The following is a 12,001-nucleotide window of genomic DNA, read 5'->3' as shown; positions in this document are numbered from 1 at the left end:
AAAAATAAGAAATGCCTGCTGGTTAATAGCCCGAATTTTGCACCAGGTTGGGGTTGGAATTGATGGCAATCTGCGGCAGCGGAAAAACCGTTCGATGCTCGCCGTTGGGTTTGTGGGAAAGCCAGCTTTTGGTGGTGTAGGTCCCGAAGCGGATCATGTCCCGACGCCGAAACCCCTCCCAGGCAAACTCCCAGCCCAGTTCGTCGAGCATCCGGCCAAATTTAACCGGGGCGCTGTTGCCCGGATCTACCAACTTGTAGTTTTCGACATAACCATATTTGTAACTACTGTTTTTCTCCAGATCAGCACCGGTTACGGCGGCTTTAGCCGGATTGGCCGTAAACGCCCGCGCCCGGACCTGCGACACCAGCGGGGCCGCTTCGTTGCTTTTGCCGGTTCGGACCAGGCATTCGGCTTTCATCATCAGGACCTGCGCGTACCGGAAAAACGGAAAGTCGTTGCCCAAGCTGGCGAGTGCGCCGTTTTTCACCTCGAATTTATTCATCCGGTAGCCTTCCGCTTCACCGGTATACAACCCGTCGGGCAGGTCTTTGGTCAGCACCACGTTTTTACCGGCCTGATCGTACGAACCTTTCAGGGGCGTCACGCCGTCGGCGGCAAACTGCGGGCCGATCATCCAGGTAGCCCCCAGCCGTTCGTCGGCCGGGTCGTAGGTGTCGATGAATTGCGGAACGCCCTTGGCCGAACCCGCCCCCCAGGGTGTATCCAGCATGTTGAATTTGTTCTTCAGCGAAGCGTGCCAGGAAAACATCTCCACGTTGAACCCACCCGCCAGGTTTTCGTCGAACGGAATGGCAAACACAATTTCCGGCGAGTTCTGGTTTTCGGTCCGAAACGGAGCTTTACTTGAAGTTTCCAACTGGTATTTTCCGGATGCAATCACATCGTTGCACTCGGTCAGGCATTCCTGCCATTTGGCTTCGCCCGCATACACCTCGGCGTTCAGGTAGACGTTTGCCAGCAGCGTTTTGGCCGCCCACTTGTTAAACCGCCCGTAGGTCAGCGTGCTGCGTTCTTCGCTCAGGGCCGGGATGGCCTCCGTCAGTTCCTTGACCACATACTGATAGATTTCTTTCCGGGGCGTTTTGGCCTGGAGTTCCTCCGAGCGGTCAGTCAGCAGCGGGGCATCCCCGAAGTTGTCGCAAATCATCCAGTAAAAAAACGCCCGAATGGCCCGCGTTTCGGCAATCAGGGCCTCTTTGGTCACCCCGGCCGGGGGCGGCACTTTGCCGGTGGTAAGCTGGTCGATGACCCGGTTGGCGTTGATGACCCCCGTGTAAAACGTGTTCCACATGTTGTTGATCTGCGGATTTTCGGAGTTCCAGGTGTGCAGGTGCATCCGTTTGTAAATACCGCCATCGTCCCAGCCCGACGCGTTGGCGGGCATCACAATCCCGTCGGCGGTCGATTCCTGCGCCATGTAGTAATGGGTGTGCGAGATCAAAGAACGCATGTTGGCGTAGGCGACGCCGATGGCTTTGTAGGCTTCCGTAAAGGCGTACGAATCTTCGGTGACTTCGGAATAAATCTTCTCCGTCAGGTCGTTGTTGCAGGACGACAGCGTGAAGCCGAGCAGGCAGAGCGTTGACAGGTATAGTTTGATGGGTTTCATAGAGACAGTCGTTAGAAACGGGTTACGGGATCAGAATGTCAGGGTAAAGCCCGCCGTGTAGCTGGTCGTGGCCGGGTACCGGTTTTTATCATCAACGCCCGGCGCCAGACCGCCGATGCTTACTTCCGGATCGATGCCTTTGTAGCCCGTAATCGTGTACAGGTTGGCCGTCGAGAGGTACACCCGTCCGCGCTTCACGTACTTGCTTTTCAGCTTCAGGTTGTAGCCCAGGGTCACGTTGTCGATCTTCCAGTAATTGCCGTTTTCGATGTAATAGCTCACATAATTCAGCGACTGGTCGTCGGCCAGCGGGCGTTTGCCGTAAATCGGGTCGTAGGCATTCGTCCGCAGGTTGCCGCGCGTCAGCATCACCGGGGCGCTCCAGAACATCTCGGTCATGTTCAGAATCTGAAAACCGAAGGCCCCGCGCATCGTCACGTTCAAATCGAAGTTTTTGTAGGAAACCGTGTTGTTCCAGTTCAGATACCGTTTGGGCAGTCCGTTGCCAATAATCTGCTTATCATCGGCCTGCTGCTGGGCAATGGGTTTGGGTTTGCCGTCTTTGCCTTCAATAATCCAGTGGCCGGTTTCGTCGATGTCGACGGTTTTGAAGCCCCAGAAATTACCGATGGGCTGGCCCACCTGCACGCGGTGCGTGGTCTGCTGGATGGGTTCGCCGGTGTTGCCGGTATCGAAATAGCCGCTGGCCAGGGCAAACTTGTCGTTGGAGAGCGACAGGATTTTGTTGGCGTTGGTCGAGAAGTTGGCCGAGGTCACCCACTCAAAATCCGTCGTCCGGACCGGCACCACATTGAGCTGAATTTCAACGCCTTTGTTTTGCATGGAAGCCGCGTTGGCCGTGATGGTGTTGTACAGGTACGGGGGCGTCGGCACCGGAAAGTTGGCAATCAGGTCGCGGGTGGTGCGTTGGTAGTAATCAATCGAACCCGAGATGCGGTCGTTCAGGAAACCGTAGTCCAGCCCGACGTTTATTTCTTCCTTCCGCTCCCAGCGCAAGTCGGGGTTGGCGTTGTTCGAGTAGTTGATGGCCTGCACCCACTGCCCGTTGACGAGCGTGTACGTATTGAAGTTGATCTTGTTCAGGGAAATGTACGAACTACCCGGTTCGGTGCCGGTCACGCCGAAACCCGCCCGCAGTTTCAGCGCCGACAACGCCCGAAATCCCTGCATGAAGTCTTCTTTCTGAATGTTCCAGCCCGCTGAAACCGCCGGAAAGCTTCCGTATTTGTGGTTGGCCCCGAACCGCGACGACCCTTCGTGCCGAATACTGGCCATCAGCAAATACTTGTTATTCAGGCTGTAATTAATCCGGAAAAAGTAACCAAGCAGTTTATTTTCCGACTGCGACGAACTTTCGGGAGCCTGTCCCCGCTTCAGGGCCAGCCCTGCGCCGATGTTGTTGTAGGAAAAGTTGTCGGTCGGGAAATCCCAGTTTTGCATCCAGTAGTCCTCGATGTTGTATTTGCGCCAGGTGTAGCCGCCCAACACCGTGAAATTATGGTCGCCGATGGTTTTGTCGTAGTTGGCCGTCAGCTCAAACAGGTCTTCCTGCGAGCGGGTGGTGCCGCGCGACGCAAACCCGTTGCGGCCGCTGCGGACGGTGGAGTAATGGTTTTTCGTTTCGTAGTACCCGCGCGTGCTGTTGTACAAATCCCGCGAGAACAGCGCCCTGATTTCCAAATTGTTGATGGGTGCCAGTGAAACCGTTCCATAGGTCCGGAAGTTGTTGTTGCGGTTTTCGCCCCGGGTTTCTTCCAGCAACGCCAGGGGGTTCATGTAGTCGGTTTTGTCGGGCCGTTCGGTCCACTTTCCGTTAGCGTCTTTAAAAGGCTCCGTTGGGTTAAACGTCAGCGCGTTGCGATAAACAAGTCCCGAATAGGGTTGCCCATCAACGGCGAAGTGCTTCTGCTGGTATCCGCTTACATTGGCGTTGAATTTCAGAATCCCGTTGAACATCGTGTGGTTGACCTCCAGCCGGGGATACAAAACCGCGTTGTCCGACTTCTTCATCACCCCGTTCAGGTCCCGGTATTCCATGCTCACGATGTAATTCGTCGTCCGCGAACCGCCCCGTAAGCTGATGTTGTGCACCTGCGACAGGGGCGTCTGGGTGACGGCTTTCATCCAGTCGGTGTTCGCGCCGTAGTCCGTCGCACCGGGTTTGCCCTGCGCCACCAGTTGCCGGTATTGGTCGGCGTTCATGAAATCGAGCCGCCGGGTCTGACGCTGTGTTGTGAAATAGGAATTGATTTCGACCGTGGCCGGGGTTTCGCCTTTCACTTTCCGGGTCGTGATCAGAATAACGCCGTTGGTGCCGCGCGTTCCGTAGATGGCGGCCGCCGAACCATCTTTCAGCACATCAATCGACTCAATGTCTTCCGGGGCCACGGTGTTCAGGGCGCCCGGTACGCCGTCGATCAGGATCAGGGGCGACGAGCTGGCGTTGATGGTCGCGTTGCCCCGGAGCGTAATCTGGGAGGTGGACGTGGGGTTGCCGTCCGGCGTAATGACGCTCAAACCGGCCACTTTCCCGCGAATCAGCTGGGCGGCATCCTGCACCGGTCCCTTCACAAAATCCTCGGCTTTCACGCTGGCAATGGCCGTGGTGATCTGTTCCCGTTTCTGGGTGCCGTAGCCCACCACGACCACTTCGGCCAGGGCTTTGTTTTCCGGCACCAGACTCACCCCAATCGTAGACTGACTGCCGACCACGATTTCCTGCGCCACGTAGCCAACGAAAGAAAAAATAAGGGTGGTCGACGCGTCGGGTACGCTGAGGTTGTAGCGGCCGTTGGCGTCGGTGGTGGTGCCCCGCGTGGTGCCTTTGATCAGCACCGTTACGCCCGGCAGTCCGTCGCCCTTTTCGTCTTTGACGGTTCCCGTTACGGTTTGGTCGACGGCTTTTTCCACCGCTGCGGTATTGATCACAGGCAGCGCCAACGATTCGGGCGCTTTTTTCCGCAGTAAAATTCGCGAACCGACCACTTCGTAGGACACATCGAGCGGACTCAGCAGATCGTCCAGCACTTTCGACAGTTTCCCGTTGGCCACGTTAACCGAGGTTTTCTGCTCGGCCTGGATGCTTTTGGTGCTGTAGACAAACTTTACATTCGCCTGATTTTCAATCCGCTTCAGTACTTTCCAAACTTCCACGGCCTCCATCTTGAGGGAAATTTCCCGGTTCAGCAGTTCCTGGGCGTGGGTGGTACGGCCAAACGAGAGTCCGTACAAAGTCGCGAAGAGCAGAAGCTGGACGACGGTGGTTCGCGTCGCTTTGAACAGCATCTTTTTCAGGTAGATACGTTTTGTCATAAAAGGTAAGGGGTCAGGAATAGTCAAAAATCAGCACAGCCTTCGCCGTGAATAAAGAGCGTGGTGCCCCGCCGTTCGTAGGTCGCGTTTACCGACTTACAGATCAGATCGAGTTGGGTATAAAGCGGCAGATCGTTTAAATCGCCGTTGAAAACGCAGTTGTTCACCGTTTGATTTTCCACGATGAAGTCAATTCCGTACGCATCGCCCAGTGCCGAAAATACCTCGGAGATGGTCTTATTCGTAAACACAAAGCTGGTGCGGGTTTCGGGCGGATGGACGATGCGGGGCGCTTCGACCAGGCTCGGCGTCAGCGTCTGGGAGGTTTTGTCGAAGGTGATTTTGTGGTTGGGCACCAGAATGACACCGTTGCGGCTGCCGGGCGATTTGCCCGCCGTTTCGTAAACCGACACCCGCCCGCGCAAGACCGCCACTTCAATGGCTTTGGCTTCGTCGTAGGATTTGATCGTAAAACTCGTGCCCAGCACCTGCGTCACCAGCTCACCGGTTTTGACAATGAAGGGCCGCGCCGGGTCTTTCTTGACATCAAAAAACGCTTCCCCGCGCAGGGTCAACTGGCGGGTTTTCTCGCCAAACTGTTCGGGATAGCTGATGCGGCTGTTGGGCTGGAGCACCACCCAGCTTCCATCTTTCAGCGTGATTTTCTGCGGCTTGCCGGAGGTGTTGTTAACCTCGACGGTGCCGGGCGAAACGGTGTGCTGGTCGGCTACGGTTCGCTTCATCAAGGCCAGTGGTTGCCCGAACCACAGACCGGCCAGCGTCAGCAGCACCGCAGCGGCCGCGCTCAGACCCAGCCAGCCGTAGCGGACTACAAACGGCCGCCGACCCAGCGTGTGGCCATGAACGCGTTTCCAGATTTGCTTCCCGACGACCTTTTTCTCGTCCTCGCTAAAGCTCAGGCTGGTTTGCCCGAGTTGCCTTTCCGACCACTCGCGCATCCATTCCTCCTCTTCCGGACTGCACTGCCCCGCCAGGTATTTTTCTATCAGTTTATCGAAATCGTACTGGTTCATCTGGACCCGGATCAATTATCAGAATGGTAGGCTTTCAGTTGCTCCTGCAACACTTTCAACGACTTGGTAATGTGGTATTCAACGGCTTTTTCCGAGAGGTTGAGCCGCCGGGCAATGTCTTTGACGGGCTGGTTTTCAAACCGGCTGAGCGTAAAGACTTCGCAGGTTTTTTCGGGGAGCTTCTTCATCACTTCCTCAATGGCTTTCGATAAATCCGAGAAGTTGACGGTTTCGTCGGTGACTTCGGCCTGCCGGAGTTCGTGCAGAATCAGGTACTCCTGGTACCGACGGCGCGTAATTTTCGACTTGATGTAGTTGGTTGACAGGTGTTTGATGGACACCACCAGGTACGAACTCAGGTGCCGGATGACGGCCTGCTGCCGTTTGTTCCAGAGGCTCTCGAACAGGTCGTGCACCAGTTCCTCGGCGTCTTCCCGGCTACCGGTTTCGTGGTAAGCGATGCAGAAGAGTTTGTACCAATACCGGTTGTATATTTCCCCGAACGCCCGGGCGTTGCTTTCCTGGAGCGCATCTACTAACTCTTCGTCGGTTCGGCCAGCATTCATCGAGATGGGTTATCGGCTTTTCTGTATAGTCAAATTAGCCCCCTAAAACCCCTAAATAGTTTTTGAAATTCATTTAAAAATCCTAAAAATTCGGACCAAATAAGATTATTTACATTTCCTGTAAAACAAAAACCGGACCCTGGTGGGCAAACGCTATGCTGTTTGCCCGCCAGGGTCCGGCGTATTTTTTAACAAAAACCGACGAAGTGTACGGCCGTTGGTTACCGTTCCTTGTATTCCAGTATCATACAATGGGTGCAGGACCAGGGACTCGTTTCGCCGTAGAAATCCAGCGTGACGGACCCGTCGGCCGCGTAGGTTCCGTTTTTATTTTTCACCATCACCACCGTTCCCGTCGGCTTGTGAACCGCCGTAATTCTATAGCGGCCAATGGGTACATCCGGAATCCGGCCGTAGAATTCGCTGTGCGGCTCACCGGATTTCAGCTTCAGCGTTGACCCGGCCGAACCGTCGATGAGCGGCCCCACCGGGGTAAAGGTAAACTCGATGTTTTCGACATCGTAAAGCTCGCTCATGATGTCTTTATCGAGCGTCACGTCGCCCCCGTAGAACAGACCCGCCTGATCCGGATGCTCCCCGGTCAGATTCCACTGAAAATTCCGGACGGCTCCTTCGTCCCCGGCAAAAGCCGCCGTATTGTCCGGGGTTAGGTAAAGGGTATATTTTTTCCCGTTGTAGGTCCGTTTGATTTGGGCCAGCGCCCGGTAACTCCCCGTGGGCATTTTAACTCGGTAGTTGCCCTTGGCATCGCTGCTGGTTTCCACGTAGCTGTTGTAAAACAGGAGATTATCCGCCAGAATAGCCACGCCCGGCAAGGGCTTGCCCTGCGAATCGGTCACCCGGCCCGCGAGGTAACCGGCGGATTGTTCTGTCGGGTGGGGCTCGTCGGCGCCGGATTTGGAGCACCCTGCCAACATCAGCAATCCATTCAGGGCGAAGGCCAATGAAAGGCCGTTGACGGTTTTCGAAAGTATGGTATTCATGGTCAGTCGTGCCGGTTTAGTTTCCGATCAGAATTGTGCCCTGGGTATTGTCCTCAAACTTGTTCACCGACTCGGCATCCTTACTCAACTGATTACGAGCCTCGTAGGTCACAAATATTCCGTATCCGGCGCTGCGGCTGATCGCACAGTTCTTAACAGAAATCAACGTCGTTGAACCACTGACAGCCAGGTTGGATTTTACCCCAGAAACCGACGCCGAACTGCCGCCGTCAGTGAGGTCGACGTATTCCAGCCGATTTTTAGCACTGGCCGACCAACTGTAGTGTAAGCCTCGCCAGTAACCGGCTTCGGCTTCCAGACCGCCAATTTTGATGCGTTTTTCGGGGGTACCTACCGCTGAAAGTGACCCTTTTGAGTCAACAGCGATGATGACATTCCGGCTTGTTTTCAGGACAACGCCCGGCTCTAAGCGCAGTTCGGACTGCACCGTGACGCTGTTCTGGAGCAGATACGGCGTTTGGTCGTCCAGGGCCTTCCAGACAATTTCTTTCGTGGTTGGGGACAGGTTGGATTTCAGAATTTCGACCAGATTCCGGCCATTTCCCGCGGTGTACACCGAAGCCGCATCCAGGGCTTTGACGTTGTCGGCCGATACAAACACCCCCGATTCGGTGTTGTTGCTGAACTTGTTAGCCACGAACTCGCGCAGAACCGTACCGTCAGCCGCGTGCAGACCGTACCCGTCGGACTCGCTGATCAGCGTATTTTTCAGATTGAGTTGCGCTTTTCCGCTCAAGGTCAGCCCGGCCATCGCCGACATGTAGACCACCCGGCCCCCGCCGTGCAAAATATCGACATTTTCCAGGACGTTACCGCTGCTTTCCGACGTGATCCACAGGCCCTGCCAGAATCCTTTCGTGGCTTCTTTACCAATAAACCGGATTCTCTTAGCCGCTTCGCCTTTTGCCACCAGAATGCCGCCGGTGTTCGTTACGTTAAACTGCGCATCACGGGCAAACGCAATCGTCACGCCGGGATTAATCGCCAATTCGGCCTGAACCACCAGCCGTTTATCCACAATGTAGTCGGGCAAAGCGGGGTCCGGGACGCGATCTTCCAGCACGGTTTTCGCCGAAATCACTTCATCCAGCAATTTAGCCTGCGTCGGAATGGGCGTTACAGTCACCTTCACTTTATCTTTCTGATTGGCTTTGCCGTTTGATATCGTCAGTTCTATTTCGTAATCGCCGGCCTTGTCGGGCACAAACGTCGTCTTCACCGCAGTGGCCGTGCTGAGGGTTACGGTGCTGGAGGCCGGTTTCTGGGTAATGGCCCACTGGTAGGTCAGCGTTTTATTCCCGCTATCTTTGGAGCCGCTGCCGTCCAGCGTTACAGTGGCCCCCAGTTGTACCGCCTGATCAGCCCCGGCTTCGGCCACGAGCGTACTGGAAGTTGGATTTTGAGTTGGATCAGGATCTTTGTCAGGCGAGGGTTCGGTGTCTTTCTTACAACCCGATAGCAGCAAGGTAGTGGCCGTCATGACGACCAGAATTCTGTTGATTCGCATTTGAAGTTTGATTTGTTGTTACTGTTTGAGGTAAAAAATCCGGACCGGCAGGTTTTCAGTCCAGGTACTGGAGATAAATTGATTTGTAGCCGAGCACACAGGCGAGCGGTGCCAGCAGCGAAAACACGATTTTCTGAACGGCCCTGCCCGGTTTGGAGAGTCGAAACACGCGGGCATACCGGGTCATTAGCAGGGAAATCTGTAGCACCGACGGAACCCCGTCGGCGTCGGTTTTGTCGTCGTTGGCCAGGCCGGTGGTGGTTTCCAGAAAATATTCCGTTTCCAGGGCGGGCCGAACCTGCCAGGTGGCAACGGTGGGTTGACCGGTCGGATTCCACATCGAATGGACGGTATTTTTTGCAACGTGAAACCGGTCGCCCGGCCGGAAAACTTCCACCTGGCCGTTGATGCGGACGGCCAGTTCGCCCGCTATAATCCGGAAATCTTCGACCTGGTGCGGATGGTAATGTGCGACCGGCTCAAGGCCGTGTTCCTTGAAGGTAGCCACCATCTCGAGCAACTGCCCGTCGGTGTCTCTGGCGGTTTTGACAAACCGGATGATTTGACCGGTTTTTGCGTTGGTGATCACTTTGTTTGCGTAGGCCATGAGGGCTCTGAAAGCATGAAGGATGTTGTTTACAGACTTCAAAGCTACCCTCAGCCGTTACGAAGCGAAACCGCCCTTATGCGAAGCGCCACGGGAATTATTTATTCTGCCCCCTGGCGCGTTCGAAAAATTAAACGGAGGTAAAACGGGCTTATAGCCTGCCGAAACGGCTTTGCGTATTCGGGATTAAACCACTTATACCGCATTTCAACCCGATTTTGGGTCGGTTCAAAGAAAACACCTGGACTACGCCTTTTCGGCACCGTATTTTTATAACCACTATCCGGAATGGCCCTGATGAACCGATTTAAGCTCAACCGAATTGACCAGACGTCGGGTCTGCCCTGGTCATTCCAACGGATCTGGCCCTACATTATCTTATTCTGGATCTTCCAGGCTGGCATCACCCTGATTGAGTTCGCGCTCCGAATGGCGGTCAACCCTTACGAAATGTTGTACACAGGTTGGGTGCAGTGGGGGCTGCACTGGGTGCTCTGGATGCTCCTCACGCCCTTCCTGCTCTACACCGCCCAGCGGTTTCCAGTAAATGTCCGAACGGTTCGCTGGCGACTAATCGGGACGGTTTTGATTCACTTGCTGGCTTTTTCGGCCCTGACGTTCCTGCTGCGGTCGGTCGAATACGTGTTTATCAAACCGCTCTATCACTGGGAAACGGGCAGAACATTACCTTTGAACAGCATCCTGGATTGGTTTGTCGAAGAATACAGTTGGGGAACAACCCTCTACCTGCTGGTGCTGGTACTGTACACCATTTTGCTGTATGATAATCGGTACCAACAACTCGAAAAGCAGCATTTGACGGCCGAACTGACCAACTCACAGCTCAAAGCGCAACTGACCGACGCCCAGCTTCGGGCCCTGAAAATGCAGTTGAATCCGCACTTTCTGTTCAATACGCACCACGCCATCGTGAGCCTGCTGTTGCAGCACGACAACCGGCGGGCCATCGACATGGTGACGGCCCTGAGCAATTTGCTGCGGGGCGTTCTGGCGCACCAGGGCGACAACTTCATTAGCCTGCGCGAAGAACTGAAACTCACGCAGCAATACCTGACCATTCAGCAAATCCGGTTTCAGGACCGGTTGGCGATTGAGTACGACATCGACCCGCGCGCCGAAGACAGCCCGGTGCCGCAGTTGATTTTGCAGCCGCTGGTGGAGAATGCCGTCACGCACGGCATTGCCGACCGGACCGATGGCGCCCGCATCCGGATTGCCGCCCGCCGGGTTGACGATTGCCTGCTGCTCGAAGTCTTTGACAACGGCGTGGGCAGCCAGCCCAAAAAGAAACGGCCGGACACCAACGGGCTGGGCCTAAACAACACCCGCGCCCGGCTGCAACAAGCCTACGGCGAACGGGCCCGGCTGACGTTCGTGCAGCCGCCCGGCAACGGCACTACCGTTGCCCTGACCCTTCCCTGTCTTGCTCATTCAGTAACAACAACGAAAACCGATGAACCCATACCGCTCGCTCATCATTGACGATGAAATTCTGGCCCGACAGGCCATTCGCACCCTGCTGCAAACCGTTCCGGATTTTGAGGTGGTCGGCGAAGCCGCCAACGGCACCGAAGCGGTGCTGAAAATTCTTCAGCAAAAGCCGGATCTGATTTTTCTGGACATTCAAATGCCCGAACTCGACGGCTTTGAGGTGATGAAGGAAATTTGGGCGCACCACCAGCCGATGGTGGTCTTCACGACCGCTTATGATCAGTACGCCCTGCGGGCTTTTGACGTGAATGCCGTTGATTACCTGCTGAAACCGTTCAACGAAATCCGGTTTTACCAGGCCCTCAACCGGGCAAAAGAACGGCTGACCCAGCGTGCTCAGCCCCAGGTCGATGCGCTGATGGGGCAACTATTGCGCGATGATGCCGCCCGATCGGACGACGCCCATCTGCGCCGGATTCTGGTGAAGGAAACCGGCAAAATGAGCCTGGTCAATACCGATGACATTCTCTATTTTGACGCGGATGGCAACTACATTACGCTGCATACCGAGGAGAAAAATTACCTGATTTACGAAAGCCTGACCAATCTGGAAACCCGGCTCGACCCTTCGGTATTCGTCCGAATACACCGGTCGCATATCGTCAATCTGGATTACATTGCCGAAATCGAAACCCATTTCAACGGTGAATACATAGTTCGGCTTCGCACGGGGCAGCAACTGAAGTGGAGCCGGAGCTACCGCGATAACCTGAAGGCGTTTTATACGCGGGTGACGTAGACGTAACAAAAAAGGGATTCCGGTTACCGGAATCCCTTTTTCATT

At 55.2% G+C, this 12,001-nt stretch carries 9 protein-coding genes; 2 read left to right on the top strand and 7 right to left on the bottom strand.

The annotated features are described in order from the left end of the window. Positions 1-22: 22 nt before the first annotated feature. From OQ371_RS14690 to OQ371_RS14660, 7 genes are all read right to left on the bottom strand, one after another. Positions 23-1,633 carry a RagB/SusD family nutrient uptake outer membrane protein gene (locus OQ371_RS14690; protein WP_265988795.1) on the bottom strand — a complete coding sequence of 537 codons (1,611 nt, stop codon included), beginning with the start codon at positions 1,631-1,633 and terminating at the stop codon, positions 23-25. A gap of 30 nt (positions 1,634-1,663) precedes the next feature. Then, complete coding sequence (locus OQ371_RS14685; RefSeq protein ID WP_265988794.1) at positions 1,664-4,966, bottom strand: TonB-dependent receptor; 3,303 nt, start codon at positions 4,964-4,966, stop codon at positions 1,664-1,666. A 23-nt stretch (positions 4,967-4,989) separates the two neighbouring features. Then, a complete protein-coding gene (locus tag OQ371_RS14680) occupies positions 4,990-6,000 on the bottom strand; it encodes a FecR family protein (RefSeq protein WP_265988793.1) in 1,011 nt (336 codons plus the stop codon). An 11-nt stretch (positions 6,001-6,011) separates the two neighbouring features. After that, positions 6,012-6,566, bottom strand: a complete 555-nt coding sequence (locus tag OQ371_RS14675; RefSeq protein ID WP_265988792.1) for an RNA polymerase sigma-70 factor — start codon at positions 6,564-6,566, stop codon at positions 6,012-6,014. Between the two features lie 221 nt (positions 6,567-6,787). Continuing rightward, the gene (locus OQ371_RS14670; RefSeq protein ID WP_265988791.1) at positions 6,788-7,570 is read right to left on the bottom strand and encodes a carboxypeptidase-like regulatory domain-containing protein; all 783 of its coding nucleotides are present in this window, start codon (positions 7,568-7,570) and stop codon (positions 6,788-6,790) included. Positions 7,571-7,586: 16 nt separating this feature from the next. Further along, entirely contained in the window at positions 7,587-9,098 is a 1,512-nt protein-coding gene (locus OQ371_RS14665) for a PKD domain-containing protein (RefSeq protein ID WP_265988790.1), read from the bottom strand. A 55-nt stretch (positions 9,099-9,153) separates the two neighbouring features. Beyond that, positions 9,154-9,705, bottom strand: coding sequence for a cupin domain-containing protein (locus tag OQ371_RS14660; RefSeq protein ID WP_265988789.1), 552 nt, complete (start codon positions 9,703-9,705; stop codon positions 9,154-9,156). A 297-nt stretch (positions 9,706-10,002) separates the two neighbouring features. Here OQ371_RS14660 and OQ371_RS14655 point away from each other — a divergent pair, with 297 nt between their 5' ends. Together OQ371_RS14655 and OQ371_RS14650 are read left to right on the top strand one after the other, a co-directional pair. Next, positions 10,003-11,208, top strand: coding sequence for a sensor histidine kinase (locus OQ371_RS14655; protein ID WP_265988787.1), 1,206 nt, complete (start codon positions 10,003-10,005; stop codon positions 11,206-11,208). After that, on the top strand, positions 11,180-11,956 hold the full coding sequence (locus tag OQ371_RS14650; RefSeq protein WP_265988786.1) for a LytR/AlgR family response regulator transcription factor: 777 nt from the start codon (positions 11,180-11,182) through the stop codon (positions 11,954-11,956). Before OQ371_RS14655 ends, OQ371_RS14650 begins: the two co-directional genes overlap by 29 nt. Positions 11,957-12,001 lie beyond the last annotated feature (45 nt).

It is taken from the genome of Larkinella insperata (assembly GCF_026248825.1).
Lineage (GTDB): Bacteria > Bacteroidota > Bacteroidia > Cytophagales > Spirosomataceae > Larkinella > Larkinella insperata.
Note: the sequence above shows the minus strand (reverse complement) of the source record. Positions and strands in the feature narration are given on the sequence as shown.